General features: G+C 62.5%; 15 protein-coding genes. 9 read left to right on the top strand and 6 right to left on the bottom strand.

Translation table 11 applies throughout. The annotated features are described in order from the left end of the window. Positions 1-7 precede the first annotated feature (7 nt). Positions 8-1,264 (top strand): MFS transporter, encoded by a 1,257-nt coding sequence (locus Q9Q94_RS00945; protein ID WP_305978147.1) that lies wholly within the window; start codon positions 8-10, stop codon positions 1,262-1,264. A gap of 8 nt (positions 1,265-1,272) precedes the next feature. Here Q9Q94_RS00945 and Q9Q94_RS00940 read toward each other — a convergent pair whose 3' ends face one another. From Q9Q94_RS00940 to moaA, 3 genes are all read right to left on the bottom strand, one after another. Beyond that, positions 1,273-2,889, bottom strand: coding sequence for a methyl-accepting chemotaxis protein (locus tag Q9Q94_RS00940; protein WP_305978146.1), 1,617 nt, complete (start codon positions 2,887-2,889; stop codon positions 1,273-1,275). 106 nt (positions 2,890-2,995) lie between these two features. After that, positions 2,996-3,565: a molybdenum cofactor guanylyltransferase MobA gene (gene mobA / locus Q9Q94_RS00935; RefSeq protein ID WP_305978145.1), complete on the bottom strand. Its 570-nt coding sequence runs from the start codon at positions 3,563-3,565 to the stop codon at positions 2,996-2,998. Positions 3,566-3,608: 43 nt separating this feature from the next. Then, positions 3,609-4,679 carry a GTP 3',8-cyclase MoaA gene (gene moaA, locus Q9Q94_RS00930; protein WP_305978144.1) on the bottom strand — a complete coding sequence of 357 codons (1,071 nt, stop codon included), beginning with the start codon at positions 4,677-4,679 and terminating at the stop codon, positions 3,609-3,611. A gap of 280 nt (positions 4,680-4,959) precedes the next feature. On the opposite strand from moaA, the gene Q9Q94_RS00925 reads away from it, so the two are divergent. The 5 genes from Q9Q94_RS00925 (at position 4,960) to rfbD (ending at position 10,444) form a co-directional block, all read left to right on the top strand. Continuing rightward, positions 4,960-6,231 carry an O-acetylhomoserine aminocarboxypropyltransferase/cysteine synthase family protein gene (locus tag Q9Q94_RS00925; protein WP_305978143.1) on the top strand — a complete coding sequence of 424 codons (1,272 nt, stop codon included), beginning with the start codon at positions 4,960-4,962 and terminating at the stop codon, positions 6,229-6,231. Positions 6,232-6,588: 357 nt separating this feature from the next. Then, the gene (locus Q9Q94_RS00920) at positions 6,589-7,107 is read left to right on the top strand and encodes a hypothetical protein (RefSeq protein WP_305978142.1); all 519 of its coding nucleotides are present in this window, start codon (positions 6,589-6,591) and stop codon (positions 7,105-7,107) included. Between the two features lie 198 nt (positions 7,108-7,305). Then, a complete protein-coding gene (gene rfbB / locus Q9Q94_RS00915; protein ID WP_305978141.1) occupies positions 7,306-8,370 on the top strand; it encodes a dTDP-glucose 4,6-dehydratase in 1,065 nt (354 codons plus the stop codon). 59 nt (positions 8,371-8,429) lie between these two features. Further along, entirely contained in the window at positions 8,430-9,314 is an 885-nt protein-coding gene (rfbA, locus tag Q9Q94_RS00910) for a glucose-1-phosphate thymidylyltransferase RfbA (protein ID WP_305978140.1), read from the top strand. Between the two features lie 167 nt (positions 9,315-9,481). After that, on the top strand, positions 9,482-10,444 hold the full coding sequence (gene rfbD / locus Q9Q94_RS00905) for a dTDP-4-dehydrorhamnose reductase (protein ID WP_305978139.1): 963 nt from the start codon (positions 9,482-9,484) through the stop codon (positions 10,442-10,444). 10 nt (positions 10,445-10,454) lie between these two features. On the opposite strand, the gene Q9Q94_RS00900 is transcribed toward rfbD, so the two are convergent. Together Q9Q94_RS00900 and Q9Q94_RS00895 are read right to left on the bottom strand one after the other, a co-directional pair. Beyond that, positions 10,455-12,365, bottom strand: coding sequence for a GGDEF domain-containing protein (locus Q9Q94_RS00900; RefSeq protein WP_305978138.1), 1,911 nt, complete (start codon positions 12,363-12,365; stop codon positions 10,455-10,457). A gap of 125 nt (positions 12,366-12,490) precedes the next feature. Beyond that, entirely contained in the window at positions 12,491-13,396 is a 906-nt protein-coding gene (locus Q9Q94_RS00895) for a 5'-nucleotidase (RefSeq protein ID WP_305978137.1), read from the bottom strand. A gap of 207 nt (positions 13,397-13,603) precedes the next feature. Between Q9Q94_RS00895 and Q9Q94_RS00890 the strand changes: the two genes are divergently transcribed. Continuing rightward, positions 13,604-15,064, top strand: a complete 1,461-nt coding sequence (locus Q9Q94_RS00890; protein WP_305978136.1) for an NAD-dependent succinate-semialdehyde dehydrogenase — start codon at positions 13,604-13,606, stop codon at positions 15,062-15,064. A gap of 147 nt (positions 15,065-15,211) precedes the next feature. Here the strand turns inward: Q9Q94_RS00890 and Q9Q94_RS00885 are convergent, their stop codons facing one another. Beyond that, a complete protein-coding gene (locus tag Q9Q94_RS00885) occupies positions 15,212-17,128 on the bottom strand; it encodes an autotransporter outer membrane beta-barrel domain-containing protein (protein ID WP_305978135.1) in 1,917 nt (638 codons plus the stop codon). 468 nt (positions 17,129-17,596) lie between these two features. Between Q9Q94_RS00885 and Q9Q94_RS00880 the strand changes: the two genes are divergently transcribed. Both Q9Q94_RS00880 and Q9Q94_RS00875 read left to right on the top strand, forming a co-directional pair. Continuing rightward, on the top strand, positions 17,597-18,859 hold the full coding sequence (locus Q9Q94_RS00880; RefSeq protein WP_305978134.1) for an Hsp70 family protein: 1,263 nt from the start codon (positions 17,597-17,599) through the stop codon (positions 18,857-18,859). Positions 18,860-19,089: 230 nt separating this feature from the next. Beyond that, positions 19,090-19,794: a Bax inhibitor-1 family protein gene (locus tag Q9Q94_RS00875; protein WP_305978133.1), complete on the top strand. Its 705-nt coding sequence runs from the start codon at positions 19,090-19,092 to the stop codon at positions 19,792-19,794. Positions 19,795-19,859: the final 65 nt, after the last annotated feature.

Below are 19,859 nucleotides of genomic sequence, written 5' to 3'. Positions count from 1 at the left end.
CGCCCCCATGCTGCACCGCATCCTTTTTTCCTCGATTCCGGCCGACTCGCTGTGGCGTGATGCCGGCTTCCTGCGCCTGTTTCTCGCCAGCACCCTGTCCGCGCTGGGTACGGCCGTGTCCATGATGGCACTGCCGCTGACTGCCGTGAGCCTGCTGCATGCCAGTGCTACCGAGATGGGCATCCTCGCCGCCTGCGAGCTGCTGCCCTTCATCACCATTGGCCTGCCCGCCGGAGTGTGGATCGACCGGGCGAGCAAGAAGCGGCTGGCGGTGCTCTTCAATTTCATTGCTGCGGCCGGGCTGACTCTGGTGCCGATCGGCTTTGAAACCGGCTTCCTCTCGATGGGGGTGCTCTATGTGGTGGGCTTCATCGTGTCGAGCACCGAAGCCATCGGGGGCTCTGCGACGCAGGTGCTGGTTACGTTGCTGGTCGGGCGCGAGCGCCTGGTGGTGGCCAACAGCAAACTGTCTGCCGCCAGCTCCGTTGCGCAGGTCTGCGGCCCGGCGCTGGCGGCTTTGCTGATTGCCGCCGTGGGTGCGCCTCTGGCGGTCAGCGTGGATGCCGTCAGCTTTGTGATCGCCGGCCTGCTCATCGGCAGCATCCGTCTGCGTGAAGTGATCGTTTCACATGCCGGTGCCTCGGTGCTGGCACAGATACGCGAGGGGCTCCTGCTGGTGTGGCGAACCCCCATGTTGCGCGGGCTGGTCGGCGTGGTGGCCGTGTGGATCCTGCTATCGGATTCGTTCAAGGCGCTGTATGTATTGCACGCCGCGCGCAATCTGCATCTGAGTGAGGCCGCCATCGGCCTGATCAATACGCTTGGGGCGCTGGGGGGCTTGGCCGGCGCGCCGCTGGCGCATTTCATGGAGCTGCGCTTCGGTATCCGCAATGCACTGGTGGCAGGGGTGGCGCTCGCCGCTGCCGGCTACCTGCTGTACGTGCTGCCCCAGCCGGATTGGTATTTCGTGGCCCTCGCGGCGGGCCTCGCGCTGTTCGTGTTCAGCGCTGGCAGCACGCTTTACGTGGTCAATTATCTCAGTCTGCGCCTCGCGGTGACGCCAGATGGCATGCTTGGCCGCATGGTCACCTCGATGCGCTTTGCCACCATCCTGCCCGGCCCGCTGGGCACGATCGCGATTGGCCATGCGGCAGACCGCTTCGGGCTCACCCCTGCCTTTGTCGGCATGGGACTCGCGTGCCTGCTGATGTCAGCATGCGCGGCGCGCTGGCTGCCGCGCCAGACCGCCCGTGCAGGTTGTTGAATCGCCGGTCAGAGTTTGAAACGGGCCAGTGCGCTGTTCATGTCGTGAGCCATGCGGCTGAGTGAGGCAACCGCATCGCTGGCACTGCGGACCGAGCGATCCGATTCGTCAACCATCGTGGCAATCCGCTCGATGTTGGCTGCGATGTTGTTGCTGGCCTGATTCTGCTCCGAGGTGGCGTGTGCTACATCGTGAATCTTTTCCAGCGTCGCTTCGGTGCTCAAGCTGATTTCGCTCAGGGAGCGGGCGGCGGCATCGGCCAGCGATACGCCACGCGCCACCTGCGGCCCGACAGCCTGCATGCTGGTCACGACGGCACTGGTATCAGACTGCACCGCCAGGATGGTGTCGTTGATTTCACTGGTGGCCTTGGTCGTGCGTTCCGCCAGCTTGCGCACCTCGTCGGCCACGACGGCGAAGCCGCGCCCCTGTTCGCCGGCACGTGCGGCCTCGATGGCTGCATTCAAAGCCAGCAGATTGGTCTGAGCGGCGATTTCCTTGATCACATTGGCGATGCCGCCGATGTGATGCGTGCGCTCGGCCAGTTCGCCGATCTGGGCCGAGGCGGTTTCGATCTGCTCGGAAACCTTCTGGATTTCCACCGCGGCGGCCGAAATCTGGGTGGTGCCGCCTCTGGCCAGTTCGGCGGCGCGGCTTGAATTGGATTCTGTGTCGCGGGCACTGTCGGCAATCATGCCGACGCTGACTGCCATTTCTTCCACCGAAGCGGCTGTGGCGGAGGTGGCGTCCGAGGATTGCTGCGAGGACGCGCTGATTTCTTCCATCGTCGTGTTGATCTCGCTGGCGGCATGTTTGAGCGCTTCGGACTGACTGTGGATCTGTGAGATCAGGTCTTTCATGGCGCGCTGCATTTCACCCAGCGCATGAATCAGGCTGCCGGCGGGGGCGGTCGCCAGTTGTTGGGTCAGGTCTCCGCGAGCCACCGCATTTACCATGGCCGCGGCATAGTCCGGTTCGCCGCCAAGCTGGGCATAGATCTGGCGCGAGAATACGAAGGAGAGGCCGGCCGTGACGGCCAGAATGACGAGGCCGACGAGCGCCATTGTGATGGCGTAGCGGCGATAGGCGGCGTCGATGTCGTCCAGGAAGAAGCCGGTGCCGAGCGTCCAGCCCCAGGGCTCGAAGCGCGTGACGCCGTTGAGTTTGGGGATTTTGTTGTCGGACTTGTCACCCGGTTTGGCCGTCAGGATTTCCACGAAAGCCAGTTTGCCTTGCTGGGCCAGTCCGTCGCGATAGACTTGTACCGTGGTGCGTCCGTCCGGCACCTTGCTGCCCAGATCCACTTTTCCGACGCGAGCTGCGCTGGAGTGGGCGACCAGTACATCGCTGTCATCGCGGGCGAACACGTAGTCGGTGCCCGACTGCAGACCCATCAGAGCCTGGGCGGCGCGGGTCTGTGCTTCCTGCTTGCTCAACTTGCCGCTTTGCTCCTGTTTCTGAAAACTTTCGACCAGCCCGACCGAGAGTTTCAGCAATGTTTCAATCTGGGCGTGGCGTTCCGCCATCATGCTGCTGCGCAGGCTCTGCAGGCCCAGGCCACCTATCAGCAGGAGACCTGCAATGCTGCAGGCGACGATGATGCTCAGGCGAGTAGAGAGTTTCATGCCGTTCATCCTTCCTTTTTCGGGGCCTCAGACAGAAATATCGCTGATGCTGAAAGGGTTTTACGGCCGTACCGCCAGTGAACTTAAGAGCGGCTATGCATAAGCATCAGCTGGCCCCGTCAAGTCGAGCCAGATCCTCGGGCGAGTCTGCGTCGCGCAGCTGTGCTGCATGGCTGTCCATACTTACCCGCACGGGATCCAGGCTGGCCAGCCAGCGCTGGGCCTTGCGCTCGCCGGCATCCAGCGCGGTGCTCAGATTGGGCAGCGCTGTTTTGGGTAGCAGGCTGAAGAGCGGCTCCCAGTGGCCATCTACGAGCACCACTGCTGGAGACGCAGGCGCTGCGCGGCTCAGCAGGCAGGCGTAGTCGGGAGGCAGTAGCGGTGCGTCTGTCGGGCAGGTCAGTATCCAGTCGTGCTGTGCATGCGCCAGCGCAGCCTCGAAACCGGCGAGCGGCCCGGGAAAGTCCGGGCGAATATCACTCACCACACGGTGACCAAAGGCCCGATAGACCTCAAGATTGCGATTGGCCACGATGAGGACTTCATCAACCTGCGGCGCCAGTGCATCGATGACCCAGGCGACCAGCGGGCGCCCGCGAAACTCGACCAGCCCCTTGTCCTGCCCGCCCATGCGGCGGCTGGCACCACCGGCGAGGATGGCTCCGGTGAGTTTCATGTCACGTTTCTTTCTGCAAAGAGGGCCGGGGCGAGCATGTCACCTATCCGCCGATGTAACTCATTTCGATTTTCTGTGTGGGTGCCTGTGCCGTGCCGCGCAACTCCGAATAACGATCGCCGCGCTCGCGCCATACGCTGCTGATCCAGCCGGCCAGCGCAGCATCGTCGCGCTCTTCACGCAGCAAGGCCCGCAAATCATGCCCCTGACTGGCGAACAGACAGGTAAACAGCTTGCCTTCGGGTGACAGGCGCAGCCGCGTGCAATCCTTGCAGAACGCCTGGGTTACCGAGGCAATCACACCGATTTCGCCTGCGCCATCGGCATAACGCCAGCGCTCGGCCACCTCGCCGGGCGTGTCCCGGTCGAGCGCTTCGAGTGGGTGCTCGGCAGCAATGCGTGCGAGGATTTCGCGCGCCGGCACTACATCGTCCATGCGCCAGCCATTGCTGCTGCCCACGTCCATGTATTCGATGAAGCGCAGGATGTGTCCGCTGTGGCGGAAGCGGCGCGCGAGCGGCAGGATTTCCTGATCATTCACGCCGCGGCGCACCACCATGTTGATCTTGATCGGCCCGAGCCCCGCCGCGGCGGCCGCGTCGATACCTGCCAGCACTTCATTCACGCCACAGCCGGCATCGCTCATCCGGCGGAAAACCGCATCGTCCAGCGCGTCCAGGCTGACGGTCACGCGGCGCAGACCGGCCGCTTTGAGCGTGGCTGCGTGGCGGGCGAGGAGGGCTCCGTTGGTGGTCAAGGTCAGATCCAGGCCGGGAATCTCGGCCAGCATCGAAACCAGCCGGTCCAGGTGTTTGCGCATCAGTGGTTCGCCACCGGTCAAACGGATCTTTTCCACGCCTAGTCCGGCGAAAACCTTTGCCAGTCGCGTGATTTCCTCGTAGCGCAGGATTTCGGTATGACTGAGAAAGGCATGCTCGCGGCCGAATTTGTCGCGTGGCATGCAGTAGCTGCAGCGGAAATTGCAGCGATCCGTCACCGAAATGCGCAGATCGCGCAGTGGTCGTCCGAGCCGATCCGTCAGCACAGGGTCTGCCAGCGCGGCGGTATTGCGACGCAAGGCAGAGAGCGGAATGCGGGTTTCGGTGGCGATCATGGCTGCATTATGGCCTCAGACGGGTATGCAATAAAACCGCGCAAGCAGCAGGGGGTGCCTTGATACGGAGCAATTTCAGGGCGCGAGCCCGTGCGGCCCACCAATGCTTGCCGTGCGTACGAAATTCCAGTCCGTCGCGTCCGTGTCTGCACGGTGATTGGCGGAGGACTACGTTTCAAACGGATCTCATTGAAGCAGAAAAGCTTATTTGGATAGAGGAAATTGGCCTTTGCCAGACATGTCGCATGGCGTAGATTGCGAGGTTTTGTGGGAGACCTTCATGCGCTTTGACACCCTTGCCATTCACGCCGGCTACTCGCCGGACCCCACCACCAAGGCCGTAGCGGTGCCGATCTACCAGACCACCAGTTACGCCTTCGACGACACCCAGCATGGCGCCGACCTCTTCGACCTGAAGGTCAAGGGCAACATCTACACCCGCATCATGAATCCCACGACCGATGTGCTGGAGCAGCGCGTGGCCGCGCTCGAAGGCGGCATCGGTGGTCTGGCCCTGGCTTCCGGTCAGGCCGCGATTACCTACGCAATCCTGACGATAGCCGAGGCTGGCGACAACATCATCGCTACCAGCGCGCTGTATGGTGGCACCTATAACCTGTTTGCCCACACCCTGCCGCAGTACGGCATCGAAGTGCGGTTTGTCGACGCCAGCGATCCGGCCAGCGTGGCCGCCCAGATTGATGCACGTACCAAGGCCGTGTATTGCGAATCCATTGGCAACCCGCTTGGCAACGTGGTCGATTTCGGCGCCTTTGCCGAAATAGCCCATGCCCACGGCGTGCCGCTGATTGTCGACAACACAGTGCCCAGCCCGTATCTGACGCGTCCGATCGAACATGGCGCCGACATCGTCGTGCATTCCCTGACCAAATACATGGGTGGCCACGGCACCAGCATCGGCGGCATCATTGTGGATAGTGGCAAGTTTCCATGGGCCGAGCACAAGGCGCGCTTCCGCCGCCTCAACGAGCCGGAAGTCAGCTATCACGGCGTGGTCTACACCGAAGCCCTTGGCCCGGCGGCCTTCATCGGGCGCGCTCGCACCGTACCCTTGCGTAACATGGGTGCGTGCATCTCGCCCTTCAACGCCTTCCTGATCCTGCAAGGGCTGGAAACCTTGGCACTGCGCATGGATCGCCATTGCGAAAACGCCCTCAAGGCTGCCGAGTTCCTGAAACAGCATTCGAAGGTTGCGTGGGTCAATTATGCCGGTCTGACCGATCACCCGAGCCGTCCGCTGGTCGACAAGTATTTCGGTGGCAAAGCCTCCGGCCTGTTCACCTTCGGCGTGAGAGGCGGGCGTGAAGCCGGAGCGAAATTCCAGGATGCGCTCAAGCTTGTGACCCGGCTTGTGAATATAGGTGACGCAAAGTCACTTGCCTGCCATCCAGCTTCAACTACGCACCGCCAGCTTTCTGAGGCGGAATTGAAGCGCGCGGGCGTGTCAGAAGATATGGTGCGTTTGTCGATCGGTATCGAGCACATCGACGATATCCTCGCCGATCTCGATCAGGCCCTTTCCGCAAGCTGAAGCAGCCGTTTCCTGCCATGAAAAACACCGCCACCCGGCGGTGTTTTTTTTCGCCTTTTGAAAAGAATTTTTCCGCTTCAGAACGCGCATTAATCCCTGTAAGAAAAATTTACCTGAAAGCCGGAAAGCCCCGTCCTATAAGGGTGTTCGGGTTGCGCAGCTTGTCGGAATGGCCGTAGATGAAATCATCCTGCGCTGCTTTTGCAGCGATGGATCTGGCGCCGCATTTCGTGCGGTTCATGCCGGGCACGCGAGCAGTGCTGCATATCCGTTTCTGCCTCCGTGCGGAGGTTTTGCAGAAACGTGATCCGGAGGCTGCAGGCGGGTAGCTCGGGGTGTTTGCAGCTGGAGGAAAAAATGAAAACAAGATTCTGGTTGTCAGCCTTGGTTCTTCTATTGGCCGCCAGCATTGCCCGGGCCGAAGAGGATGGCATGATCACCACGAGCTTCAGCAAGATTGTCAATTCCATGCAGCCGCTGCCTTGGGCTGTGGTGACCGGTTTTGAGTCGCAGCACGTAGGCGGTCATTCGGAGCTGAATGAACATAACCGGGGTATCGGAGTGCGTGCCGAAGGTGGCTGGGTCATTGGTGAGTACTACAACAGTTACCGTCGTTACTCGGTCTATGCCGGGCGCGAATTCCAGTGGCGCCTGCTGGGCGAGGGCGATAATGGGGTCAATTTCGGTGTTGTGGCAGGAGCCGTCTCCGGCTACCTCGACGGAATAACATTTGGCCATGAACATGGCATCAACCTGATGGCGGTGCCTGAGTTCATAGCGACGACGCGTTATGCGGAAATCGCGCTGATGTACATTCCCGAAATGACCAAAACCCCCGCGACCTTTGCCGTCCAGCTGCGAATTCGCTGGCCTTGATGCGGGCCGCCTCTGTATAAAACCTCCGTGTTGCCGGAGGTGCTGACGTGGTTCGTGATGGCGGGGTCACGCGCCACAATGCGGTTGGTTGCCGTGACTGCCAAGGCCTTTCTGCGCGTTGGTATTCTTTGTGAGGCGATCGTTTCCTTTGTTCTGAGGTATCTGGGATAATCCGCGCTTCATTTTCGGGAGCGTGGAATGACGATTCTGGTGACAGGTGGCGCCGGCTTCATTGGCAGCAATTTTGTGTTGGACTGGTTCAAGCAATGCGATGAGCCCGTGGTCAATCTGGACAAGCTGACCTATGCAGGCAATCTGCAGAATCTGGCCAGTCTGCAAAACGATGCGCGCCATATTTTCGTGCAGGGCGACATCTGCGATCGCGCGCTGATCGATTCGCTGCTGGCGACGCACAAGCCGCGGGCGATCGTGCATTTCGCCGCCGAGAGCCACGTGGATCGCAGCATTCATGGCCCCGGCGAGTTCATGCGTACCAACATCGATGGCACTTTCACCTTGCTGGAGGCAGCGCGCGGCTACTGGTCGGAGCTTGAGGGCGAGGCGAAAACAGCGTTCCGCTTCCATCACGTGAGTACCGATGAAGTCTACGGCTCGCTCAAGCCCACCGATCCGCCTTTTACCGAAACCAACACCTACGAGCCCAACAGCCCGTATTCGGCCAGCAAAGCCGCTTCGGATCACCTCGTGCGCGCCTGGCATCACACCTACGGCCTGCCGGTGAGCACCAGCAACTGTTCCAACAACTACGGCCCCTACCACTTCCCCGAGAAACTGATCCCGCTGATGATTGCCAACGCGCTCGCTGGCAAGTCGCTGCCCATCTACGGCGACGGCCAGCAGATCCGCGACTGGCTCTACGTGACCGACCACTGCAGCGCGATCCGCGCCGTGCTGACCAAGGGCAAGGTGGGTGAGGTGTATAACGTGGGCGGCTGGAACGAGATGCCGAACATCGAAATCGTCCAGACCCTCATCAAGCTGCTCGACGAGCTTTCGCCGCGTGCGGACGGCAAGTCCTACAGCGAGCAGATCACCTACGTGACCGACCGCCCCGGTCACGACCGTCGCTACGCGATTGACGCCCGCAAGATCGAGCGCGAACTGGGCTGGCGCCCGGCCGAAACCTTCCAGACCGGTATCCGCAAGACGGTTGAGTGGTATCTGGCCAATCAGGAATGGGTGAAAAACGTGCAGAGCGGTGCTTATCGCGACTGGCTGGACAAGAACTACAGCGTTCGTTGAACGGATGGAGCGCTGCCGGTAAGGACGCTCTGAAACGATCAGGATTGAAAGGATTTGGTATGGCACAACGCAAAGGGATCATCCTCGCAGGTGGATCCGGTACACGTCTGCATCCGGCGACGCTGGCACTTTCGAAGCAACTGATCCCGGTGTATGACAAGCCGATGATCTATTACCCGCTGAGTGTGCTGTTGCTGGCGGGGATTCGCGAGATTCTGGTGATCTCCACGCCGCAAGACACTCCGCGTTTCCAGCAGCTGCTGGGCGATGGCGCGCAGTGGGGCGTGAAAATTGAATACGCGGTGCAGCCGAGTCCTGACGGACTGGCGCAGGCCTTCATCATTGGCGCGGACTTTGTCGGCAACGGGCCTTCGGCGCTGGTGCTGGGTGACAACATTTTCTACGGCCACGCCCTGGCCGAGCGCCTGAAAGCGGCAGACGCATGTGCGAGCGGAGCGAGCGTGTTTGCTTATCCGGTGACCGATCCCGAGCGTTATGGCGTGGTCGAGTTCGATGCCGAAGGCCGCGCCGTCAGCCTGGAGGAGAAGCCGAAACAGCCGCGCAGCCGCTATGCGGTGACGGGGCTGTACTTCTACGACAATCAGGTGGTGGATTTCGCCCGCAACCTGAAACCTTCCGCGCGTGGCGAGCTGGAAATTACCGATCTGAACCGGATCTATCTGGAGCGCAACGAGCTGGACGTGCAGATGCTCGGGCGTGGCGATGCCTGGCTGGACACCGGCACGCACGACAGCCTGCTTGAAGCCAGTCAGTTCATCCAGACCCTGGAGAAGCGCCAGGGGCTGAAGGTGTGCTGCCCGGAGGAAATCTGCTGGCGCAATGGCTGGATCGACAACGCCCAGCTCGAAGCCATTGCCAAGCCACTGGCGAAGAGTGGTTATGGTCAGTATCTGCTGCAGATCATGGGCGAGAAGATCTATTGAGCGCTGTGCGCCGGACCGAGCAAAGAGTGTAGCGGCTTGGTGGCATCCGCCTGAAGAGCCGCGCGCAGCGGGCCTCTCCCGCCTGCATGCCTGCAGAGGCAGGCGGGGGGCGGCTTTCCGGGCAGGTCTTTGAAAAACTGGTCATACCCGAAACGGAAGAGAAATTCATGTCGCAGCAATTCGCCAAAACCACTCAGTACCCAGCCCCCTGCACCCAAGCGCCCCGAATATTGATTCTGGGCTGTGGCGGTCAGGTCGGCTGGGAGCTGCAGCGTGCGCTGGCGCCTTTGGGCGAGGTAATTGCGCTGGATTTCGACAGCACGGATTACTGTGGCGACTTCAGCCAGCCGGAGGCGGTGGCAGCCACCGTGCGGGCGATCCGGCCGGATGTGATCGTGAACTCGGCCGCGCATACCGCGGTGGACAAGGCTGAGAGCGAGCCGGACTTGGCCCGCCTGCTCAACGCCACGACTCCGGGGGCTGTAGCGCAGGTGGCCGCCGAAATCGGCGCGCTGTTGGTGCATTACTCGACGGATTATGTGTTCGATGGCTGCGGCGCTGCCCCGCGCGATGAAACGGCGCCAACCGGCCCACTCAGCGTTTACGGGCAAACCAAGCTGGAAGGCGAGCAGCTGATCCAGCAGAGCGGTTGCCGGCATCTGATCCTGCGCACCAGCTGGGTGTATGCCGCGCGTGGCGGCAATTTCGCGAAAACGATGCTGCGGCTGGCGGGCGAACGCGAGCAGCTCAGCATCATCGCCGACCAGATTGGCGCTCCGACCGGAGCAGACCTGCTGGCCGACGTGAGCGCACACGCGGTCAAGCAGTATCTCGGCACTCGCCACGCCGCCGCCGGCTCTTATCCTTTTGGTCTTTATCATTGCGTGGCCGCCGGCGAGACGAACTGGTACGACTATGCGCAGTTCGTGTTTGCGCAGGCGCGTGCGCTGGGCGTGGAGCTGAAAGTGCGCGAGGTGAGTGCAATCCCGACCAGTGCCTACCCGACACCGGCGCGGCGTCCGCTCAATTCGCGCCTGGATACCCGCAAGCTGCAGGCCGCGTTCGGCCTTACGCTGCCGGACTGGAAGGCTGGCGTGGCGCGTATGCTGCGCGAGCATCTGGGGCGCTGAGTCCGGCGCGCTACTCTTTCCCCGCATTCAAGCCGAAGCACACCGTGTTGCGCCCGATTTTCCGGGCCTGCAGCACGGCGCGGGCCGCGCAGTTGATCAATGGCTCTGCTGAGCGGGCGTGTTGCGGGAACAGTGCGACACCGATGCTGGCGGTGAGCTTGATGTGGCGGCCATTGATGTTGAAATCGCGGTCCAGCGCCTGACGCAGTTTTTCGGCGACTAGCGCCGCGTCTGTTTCGCTGGCCAGGCTGGGCAGCATGACCGCGAAATCATCACCGCCGAAATGTGCCACGGCGTCCGAGTCGCGGAGAGTCGCGCCCAGGGTTTCGCCGACTTCGCGCAACAGCCGGTTGCTGACGCTCTGACCGAAGTTGTCGTTGATGCCTTTGAAATTGTCCAGATCGATATAGGCGAGGGCCAGTACTTCCTTATGGCGTTTGGCCTGAAACAGAGCGTGTTGCAACAGATCGAAGAACAGGGTGCGATTGGGCAGGCCGGTGATGGCGTCGTGCTGGGCCATGTTGCTGAGGCGATCCGCCGCCGTCTTGCGCTCGGTGATGTCGGTGACGGTGCCGATCATGCGCGCAGCAGCACCACTGGTGGTTCGCGCCAGCACCATGCCGCGGGCGGCAATCCAGCGCCACTGACCGTCTTCGCCCTGCATGCGGTGCTCGCTGTTGTACTGGCTGCTCTTGCCGTCAAGGCAGGCTTGCATGGCCGCTTTTTCGGGAGCTTCATCTTCGGGGTGGATCAGTGCGGCGGCGGCGCCTTTGGTGGGGACGCCGAGAATGCTGTCGCAGCGAGGCGTGAAGTGAATGCTGCCGGTTTGCAGATCCCAGTCCCACACGCCATCGCCTGAACCTTCCAGCGCAAAGCGCCAGCGTTCTTCCGCTTCATGCAGAGCCTCGGCGGCTTTTTCGGCGGCCGTGCTGGCCAGCGCCTGACGAGTGCTCAGATACTGGCAGAGCAGCAGCACCGCGACGGCAAGCGCGCTGCCGAGCAGGGCGATCAGCGTGCTCGAGTCGTGTCCGTACGTCGCAGCAAAGTCTGGCGGGCTGCTGGCCTGCAAGGTCCAGCTCTGATCACCCAGCCGCAGGGTCTGGCGAGCGCTGAACAGCGGCTTGCTGGCCGGGCTCTTGGCGCCTGGATCGCTCTGAGCGAGGTGACTGTCTTCCGTGTCGTCCTGGCCCGTGAACAGGCTGTAGCTTAGCGTGGGTCCGCGGTCGTCGAAGGCGCCGGCCAGCCATTCGGCTGCGTCGAAGCTGGCCACGGCCCAGCCGATGATGGCGCTGCGACGCTCGTCGATGCTGCTGTGTGCTTTGCTTGCCGCATACAAGGGGGTGGCCATGATGAAACTGCTGGCGCCCCCGGTGCCCTGGTTCAGCTTGCCGGAGAGAGCGGGTTCGCCCGTATCCCGTGCCTGAGTCAGTACGCGCTGCTGTTCCGGGTCGGCAAGCAGATCGCGACCGAAATCCAGCGGGCCGGCATTCGCGGCCGGCACGATCTGACTGACCGGCGCGTACAGGGCGCGTCCGCTACCGGCGCGGATGATGTAGTCGCGCAACCCGGCCTGGCGCTGGCTCTCGATGAAAGCATCGCGCTGCTCGGGCAGAATCAGTGCGGCGAGCTGAATGCTGCGCAGGCCGGTGAGCGAAGGCTGCTGTTCGAGGAAGCTGGCGAAAGCTTCGCGGCTGATGTTGCTGTGACTGCCATACAGGGCGTGCACGCCTTGCAGGCGTTGTGCGCTGGCATCGATTTGCTGCTGCAGGCGCAGGGTGGTTTCACTCACCTGGGCATCGAAACGGGTGCGCAGTTCTTGCTCGGCCAGACTGTGCTGCTGTTGCCAGGCGAAGGCGGTGAGGCCCAGCGTGAGCAGGCAGGCGAGCACTGGCAGGCTCAGGGTGCGAAGGGCCGCGGGCATGGGATCGTCCTGTAAAAGGTCGTTTCAGGGGGATGCAGTACTGCAGGGATGGCTATTTGAAGAATTTAACAAAATCGCAAATGTCATGCGCGGTAATACGTCACGCTCGTGTCCGGTTTCTGGCATCAGCCCAGATGGCCGCCTCGATAAGGCACCTTGCCGGAGGGGACGACCCGTGAAGCGCTTTTCAGGTGTACATCCTGATCGTCGAAAAAGATGTGTGCCCCGAAGGCCGCCAGCACCTTGTCCTTGGCCACGCCGCCGAGGAAGAAGGCTTCATCGACACTGACTCCCCAGGCGCGCAGGGTGTGTACCACGCGGGCATGTGCCGGGCTGGAGCGGGCGGTGACGATGGCAATCCGCACCGGACAGCGTTCGGCAGGGAATTTCTGCTGCAGCTGGGCGAGCAGCACCAGTAGTTTGGCAAACGGACCTTCCTGCATCGATTCGAAACGGTGCGCCTGCTCGTGGGCCTGAAAGGCCTCCAGTCCCTGTTCCTTGAAGATGCGTTCGGACTCCGGCGAGAACAGCACGGCGTCGCCGTCGAAGGCGATGCGGATCTGTTCGTGCGCTGCAGCGCTCACGTCTGGCGGGGCATACAGGGTGGCGGCGGCCACTCCGGCGTCGACGGCGGTCTGCACGTCGTCATTCGATTTCGAGAGAAACAGATCGACCTTGAAGGATTGCAGGTAGCCAGCAATCGGGTGCCCGCCCGAGAATGCAGCGCGGGTAATCGGCAGCTGATAATGCTCGATGCTGTTGAATACGCGCATGCCGGTGTCCGGCGTGTTGCGTGACATCAGCACCACTTCCACGAGCTGACGCTCCGGCAGCAGGCTGTTCAGGCGCAACAGCGCTTCGACCAGCGGAAAGGCCGTGCCGCGCGCCAGCGGCTGATCCTCGTGGCTGCGCTGGTAATCGGCGTAGGCGCCTACGCCTTCCTTTTCATAAAGACTGTTCTCCAGTTCCAGATCGAAGAGCGCCCGGGAGGAGATGCCGATGACGAGTTTGTCGGAGAGATCGAAGGGCATGGTGTCGGGCTGTCGGCAGTGGGAAGTTAACAGTGGGGTGACTGGAGAGCCGCGCGCAGTCTTGGTTTTCAGGTGGCCTGCCTGCAGGCGCCCATCCGGCGCGGCTGTTCAGCAAGCAATGTCCGGATTGTCGCAGAAGCCTGCACGCTGAGCCGTCGACTACACTTCGGTCTGTTTTCCTGACGTTTTACTGCCAAGAGGTCTGTCATGTCCATCCCGCTTCATCATCCTTCCCTGTTCCGTCAGCAAGCCCTGATTGGTGGCCTGTGGTGCGCGGCCGATTCCGGCGTGCAGCAGCCGATTCACAATCCGGCAAGCGGCGAGCTGCTCGGACACGTGCCGCACATGGGCGCTGCCGAGACGCAGCGCGCGATTGCTGCTGCGCAGGTTGCCCAGCGCGAATGGAAACAGCGCACGGGCAAGGAGCGTGCGGCGGTGCTGCGGCGCTGGTACGAGCTGGTGATGACCCATCAGGAGGATCTTGCGCAGATCCTCACCCGCGAGCAGGGCCGGCCGCTGGCCGAGGCGCGTGGCGAGATCGTCTATGGCGCAAGTTTCATCGAATGGTTCGGCGAGGAAGCCAAGCGCACCTATGGCGACAGCATTCCCAGTCCGCAGGCCGACAAGCGCATCGTGGTGATCAAGCAGCCGGTCGGTGTGGTGGCGGCGATCACCCCGTGGAATTTCCCGAACGCGATGGTGACGCGCAAGGCCGCGCCGGCACTGGCCGTGGGCTGCGCAGTGGTGCTCAAACCTGCGCCGCAGACGCCGTTCTCGGCGCTCGCTCTGGCGGTGCTGGCGGAGGAAGCCGGCCTGCCGCCGGGCCTGCTGAATGTGGTGACGGGCGACGCGCACGCCATTGGTAGCGAGATGACGGCCAGCCCTGTTGTCGCCAAACTCAGCTTCACCGGCTCTACCGCAGTCGGCAAGCAGCTGCTGGCGCAGTGCGCGGGGACGGTCAAGCGGGTGTCCCTCGAATTGGGCGGCAATGCACCCTTCATCGTGTTTGACGACGCCGATGTGGACGCGGCGGTCGAAGGCGCCATCGTCTCCAAGTACCGCAACAACGGCCAGACCTGCGTCTGCGCGAACCGCATCTACGTGCAAAGCGGCGTGCATGACGCCTTCGCCAGCAAGCTCGCCACGGCCGTGCGCAAGCTGAAGGTCGGCAACGGGCTGGAGGAGGGGGTCGCGCTCGGCCCGCTGATCGACGAGCGTGCGCTGCTCAAGGTCGAGGCGCATGTGGCTGACGCGCTGGCTCACGGCGCGCAGCTGGTGATGGGCGGCACGCGGCACGCGCTCGGACATGGCTTCTTCGAGCCAACCATTCTGGCGGGTGCCACGGCAGACATGCGCGTGGCTCGCGAGGAAACCTTCGGTCCGGTCGCGCCGCTGTTCCGCTTCGACACCGAAGAAGAATTGCTGCGCCTGGCCAATGCCAGCGAATCCGGCCTGGCCAGCTATTTCTATAGTCGCGACGTGGCGCGCTGCTGGCGCGTGGCCGAGGCGCTGGAAACCGGCATGGTCGGCATCAACACCGGGCTGATTACCAACGAGGTCGTGCCCTTCGGTGGCATCAAGCAGAGCGGGCTGGGGCGCGAGGGCTCGCACTACGGCACGGACGAGTACCTGGACATCAAGTACCTGTGCTTCGGCGGGCTGGCTTGAGTTCGCCGCCTTTCTCGGTCTGCCTGGAGAGGCGCATGCCGCCTTCGTCTTGCGACAGGCGGGTGAAGAGCCTCTTGGCGCACGTGCCCTGCAAACAGCGTAAAAAAAGCAGGGTTGCCCCTGCTGTTTTTGTGGGTGCAGCTTGAGTCAGAACAGCCACTGTCCCTGGATCTGTCCGGCGAAAGACTGGTAGCCCTTGGCCAGTTCTGAATTGAGACGGATCTTGAGGTTGAAGTCCCTGGTCTTCTGGATGGCTACACCGGCGCCCAGAGCAAACGTGTTCCTGGCGAGCTTCTGGCCGGCAGTCGAGAAGCTGCCGCCACCACCGGTGAAGGTTGATGTCGAGTCCATGCCGTCGTTTTCGAATTCATGGCGCCATGCCAGATCAAGGGATGGTTTGATGCTGATTCCGCCCGCCGTCTGCAACTCCGTCGATAGCTTGCTGCCCAGCATGCTGCGTACGCGGGTAACCGAGTCATTGTCGACGCGTTGTGAGAGAGCTCCGGCTCCCGTTTCGGTATAAGACTCGAAGTAGATATGATTGGCTTCGAGGCCCGCCACCGGAGTGAGCGTGAGTTTCTCGCTCAGTTTGACAGGGAGCCCCACCGTAGCCTTGGCTGCATATTCGCTGCCTTCGAATTCTCCTGCTGCGGTTCCGGAAACGGCTGTGTCGCGGTTGGCGTTGAACTGGTGGCGGGCATAGGCCAGCATGCCGTCGATATAGAACTTGCCGAAGTCACGGCTGGCATAAGCGGTGAACTGGTAACTGTTGATGTTCGTGCTGTCTCCGTTGCGGAAGTCACTCATCCTTACATCGGTTTTTGCATAGGAGAACGCGCCACCAACGACGAGTTTGCTGTCCAGCAAGGTGTCTGCGCCAAGTGCCATGCCGCCTGTCGAGGCGTGGTAGCCAGCGTAGTCGCCGTCCAGATTCTGGTTCGCATAGGCACCAAAAGCCTTCACCCAGGCGTTGCTGCGGCGGGTCTTCTCTGAAGCCAGCTGGCTTGCAACGTTGTCACCGGCTGCGGCCAGTTTGAGACGCCCCTTCATCAGGTCTTCGTCGAGCCCCACGATGAAACCCTGCTCGCGGACGCCTTCAAGGCGCATGGCTACCGAATCCAGCGAGCCGCTTACCGCCTGATTTGACGCCACGATGGCCGCACGTCCGGTCTGCGGGGCCTGTCGCTGCAGGGCCACGACCTTCTGATCGGCGGGCAGGGACGAGAGACGCCCGATGGCCAGCGCCATGTCCGCATCGATGATGCTGGCGCTGGTGCGTTCATCCAGAACGCGTGCTGCTCCGCGGCTGGTGCTGTTGGAGAGGGTGACGAAGTTCCCCGCCCCGCCACTGGCAGCGGCTTCGCCCGCAGCGGCCTGGGCTGCCATGTAGGCGATCAGGTTGTCGATAAAACCCTGAAATGAGGCGATACGCGAGCTTTCCAGGAAGTTGATGTCCAGCACGCTGACCAGCGAACCGTTGCGGGCATTGCTGAGTGTGCCCACATTGAAAGCAATGGCTGAACACGTGCCTGAAGAATTGGATGTCAGGCAGATGCCGGTGCCGGGGGAGCTGAAGGAGCCAGAAGCCGCGTAACTCACGGTCGTGAGGGGGGTCGGGTTCTGTAGTGCACTGGAGACCGTTTCCGCAGCGCCGCCGTTGCCCACGATGCTGAGCGTGCCGCCACCGGCGGTGGCGATGAAGCTGATCAGCGAGGCATTGCGGGCTGCGCCATAGCTTGTGTTTTCGCCCATCAGGAACAGCGAGCCGCCTCCCTGTATGTAGCTCAGATAGGCCGTCTCCTGGGAGGTGCTAAGCGCGAGATGCCCGTTGACATCCCAGACTTGCGTGTAGCCCGAGAGGGACGCTGGCAGTGCGGCAAGGCTGCCACCACTCCAGCTGATGACCGTTGGCGTGTTGCCTGCTGCAGTCTGGCGTGCGGCCAGACTGGTGGCGACATCGCTGTAGTCGCCGTCGTAGATCAATACGTTGCCGGCCGCGGGGGCCGGCGAGGTGGCGGCGAGCCCCAGTGTGGCAAGGGCGACAGACAGGAGGCGTGGCTTCATGTTTACTCCAGAAAGTGTGTGACGGATTGCTGTTTTCATATATGGGATGGTTTTCACGTCAGGTGGAGAGCCAGAGCGATAAAACCATTCTAAAAGTAATGACTTGTTCGGAGCATGGGATGAACCCTTTGGGCATGGTCGTTATCTGTTGATCCGGTTCCATGAAGCTTGAATTCTTGCGGCATGCTTGTGATGGACGGACTTCGTGGCTGGATTGTTGAGTCCGGGCGAAATGGACTGCTTCCGTTATACGTCGGGGTGTGGGAGCGGGAGTCGCTTCCATTGCAGGGTGTTGCAGAGCCGCATGCAGCAAGGCTCTTGAGGGATGTGGCGTGAACAGTGGCTTCCCTGTTGCCTGTGCTGGCCATACGGCTGCGGATCATTGCTGGGCGCGGCTCTTCAGCCTTCCTGCCAACGTTCCCGACACTCCGGTATCATCCGCCCCCGTTTCCCTTCCCGAGCTTTCCGATGTCTGTAGCACCTGCCCGCGCCTGTGGCGTGGATTTCGGTACCTCCAATTCCACGGTGGGTCAGCTGCGTCCCGGCGCAGAGACGCTGCTGGCGCTCGAAGGCGGGCGGCCGACGCTGCCTTCGGCGGTGTTTTTCAATGCCGACGAAAACAGCACGCACTTTGGCCGCGATGCGATGGCGCAGTATCTGGATGGTTATGAAGGCCGTCTGGTGCGGGCGCTGAAGAGTCTGCTGGGCAGCGGCCTGATTGATGCCAATACCGAGGTCGGTGGGCGGGCGCTGGCCTTCCGCGAACTGCTGGCGACCTTCATCAGCGAACTCAAGCGGCGTGCCGAGCTGGCCGCCGGGCGGCCCTTCGATTGCGCCGTGTTCGGCCGACCGGTGTTCTTCGTGGATGGCAAACCGGAGGCGGACAAACTGGCTGAAGACACGCTGGCGGAGATTGCGCGGGCGGCGGGTTTTCGCGAGCTGAGTTTCCAGTTCGAGCCGATCGGCGCGGCCTTTCACTATGAGCGCACGCTCGCCCGCGAGGAACTGGTGCTGATTGCCGACATCGGCGGTGGCACGGCGGACTTTTCCCTGGTGCGCCTGTCGCCCGAGCGGGCGCAGCTCGATGAACGCCGCGACGATCTGCTCGCCAACGGTGGCGTGCATATTGGCGGCACGGATTTCGACCGGGCCCTGAATCTGGCGGCGGCCATGCCGCTGCTCGGGCTGGGCAGCCGCACGCAGAACGGCGCGGCGCTGCCCTCGCAGCTGTTTTTCCAGCTCGCCACCTGGCACACCATTCCGCTGGCCTATTCGCGCGCGGCCTATGCCGATTTCCAGCAGCTCTATCGCATGAGCGCAGAGCGCGACAAGCTCGAACGCCTGGCACGCCTGATCGACCGGCGCGCCGGCCACTGGCTGGCGCTGCAGGTGGAGGAAGCAAAGATTGCGCTGTCTGCCGCCGACAGCACCCGGCTGGATCTGGGCGAGCTGTGGCCGGAGCTGGGCGGCGAGATCGATCAGGCCCTGTTTAGTGCGGCGACCGGCGAGCTGGTTTCGCGCGTGGCGCAAACCGTTGGCGAGTTGCTGGTGCAGGCGAACATCCCGGCCCGTGCGGTTGATACCGTGTTCTTCACCGGTGGCGGCAGCGGCGTGCCGCAATTGCGGGCACAGATTGCGGCGCTGCTGCCGGATGCACGCACCTGCGAGGGGGATCTGTTCGGCAGCATCGGTTCGGGGCTGGCGGTGGAAGCGGCGCGGCGCTATGGCTAGGCTGGCAGCAATATGCCGACCGGGCATGCCTGAAGAGCCGCGCCCGGCAAGCCTGAGCGGGCAGGCAGGCTGGAGAGGCAGGCGCGACGCGGCTCTGCAGGCAGCCCCAGGAGCGGATCAGCAGCGGCCAGACGGACGCTTGCCCTGCAGCCGGAGTCGCGTACCATCCGGCTCATGCCGTCAGTCTTGTGGCTGACGGCATTTCGTTCAATCAAACGGGGGGAAAACCGATGGAACCAGTCAATCCGGATGGTCAGGCCGCGCTCAGCGGTCTGTCCGAACGCGCCTCATTCCTGCGCGCAACCTATCTGCATCTTGCCGGCGCGATCGCCGGGTTCGTGCTGCTGTCCTTCATTCTCAATGCTGCGGGCGTGGGCGTGCAGATGCTGCAGTGGATGGCCGGCGCCAAGTATGGATGGTTGCTGTTCCTCGGGGGCTTCATGGTGGTGGGCTGGCTGGCGACGAGCATGGCTGACGGCGCCGCGAGCAATGCGGCCCAGCTCGGCGGGCTGGGCATCTACGTGGTGGCCGAGAGCGTGATCTTTGCACCGATGTTTGCCCTGGCCCAGTACGTGGCGCCTGGTGCCATCGGTTCGGCAGCCTTTCTGACCGTGCTGTTGTGTGCTGCGCTGACCTGGACCGCATTTACCTCCAAGACCGATTTCTCCTTCCTTGGCGGCATCCTCAAGGTGGCCGGTCTGTGCGCCATCGGCGCCATCGTTACCGGTGTGATCTTCGGCTTCTCGCTGGGCATCTGGTTCTCGGCAATCATGATCGTCTTTGCCGGCGGCTGTGTGCTGTTCGACACGGGCAAGATCATTCACCACTACCCGGTGGATCGTCCGGCCGGTGCCGCGCTGCACCTGTTCGCGTCGGTGGCACTGATGTTGTGGTACGTGCTGCGCTTGCTGATGCAGCTTAGCGGGCGTGACTGATTCTGCGCTAGACATGATGGACCCGAACGCCCCGCAAGGGGCGTTTGCACAGGGAGGCCCGGTCC

Origin of the sequence: Uliginosibacterium sp. 31-16, from assembly GCF_030730865.1 — a bacterium.
GTDB lineage: Bacteria > Pseudomonadota > Gammaproteobacteria > Burkholderiales > Rhodocyclaceae > Uliginosibacterium.
This window is presented reverse-complemented; position numbering and strand designations above follow the sequence as displayed.

What these genes read in the sequence shown, in the direction of transcription:
- Q9Q94_RS00945 (WP_305978147.1), top strand. Translation starts at nt 8, where the DNA reads ATGCTGCACCGCATCCTTTTTTCCTCGATTCCGGCCGACTCGCTGTGG.
- Q9Q94_RS00940 (WP_305978146.1), bottom strand. Translation starts at nt 2,889, where the DNA reads ATGAAACTCTCTACTCGCCTGAGCATCATCGTCGCCTGCAGCATTGCA.
- mobA (WP_305978145.1), bottom strand. Translation starts at nt 3,565, where the DNA reads ATGAAACTCACCGGAGCCATCCTCGCCGGTGGTGCCAGCCGCCGCATG.
- moaA (WP_305978144.1), bottom strand. Translation starts at nt 4,679, where the DNA reads ATGATCGCCACCGAAACCCGCATTCCGCTCTCTGCCTTGCGTCGCAAT.
- Q9Q94_RS00925 (WP_305978143.1), top strand. Translation starts at nt 4,960, where the DNA reads ATGCGCTTTGACACCCTTGCCATTCACGCCGGCTACTCGCCGGACCCC.
- Q9Q94_RS00920 (WP_305978142.1), top strand. Translation starts at nt 6,589, where the DNA reads ATGAAAACAAGATTCTGGTTGTCAGCCTTGGTTCTTCTATTGGCCGCC.
- rfbB (WP_305978141.1), top strand. Translation starts at nt 7,306, where the DNA reads ATGACGATTCTGGTGACAGGTGGCGCCGGCTTCATTGGCAGCAATTTT.
- rfbA (WP_305978140.1), top strand. Translation starts at nt 8,430, where the DNA reads ATGGCACAACGCAAAGGGATCATCCTCGCAGGTGGATCCGGTACACGT.
- rfbD (WP_305978139.1), top strand. Translation starts at nt 9,482, where the DNA reads ATGTCGCAGCAATTCGCCAAAACCACTCAGTACCCAGCCCCCTGCACC.
- Q9Q94_RS00900 (WP_305978138.1), bottom strand. Translation starts at nt 12,365, where the DNA reads ATGCCCGCGGCCCTTCGCACCCTGAGCCTGCCAGTGCTCGCCTGCCTG.
- Q9Q94_RS00895 (WP_305978137.1), bottom strand. Translation starts at nt 13,396, where the DNA reads ATGCCCTTCGATCTCTCCGACAAACTCGTCATCGGCATCTCCTCCCGG.
- Q9Q94_RS00890 (WP_305978136.1), top strand. Translation starts at nt 13,604, where the DNA reads ATGTCCATCCCGCTTCATCATCCTTCCCTGTTCCGTCAGCAAGCCCTG.
- Q9Q94_RS00885 (WP_305978135.1), bottom strand. Translation starts at nt 17,128, where the DNA reads ATGAAGCCACGCCTCCTGTCTGTCGCCCTTGCCACACTGGGGCTCGCC.
- Q9Q94_RS00880 (WP_305978134.1), top strand. Translation starts at nt 17,597, where the DNA reads ATGTCTGTAGCACCTGCCCGCGCCTGTGGCGTGGATTTCGGTACCTCC.
- Q9Q94_RS00875 (WP_305978133.1), top strand. Translation starts at nt 19,090, where the DNA reads ATGGAACCAGTCAATCCGGATGGTCAGGCCGCGCTCAGCGGTCTGTCC.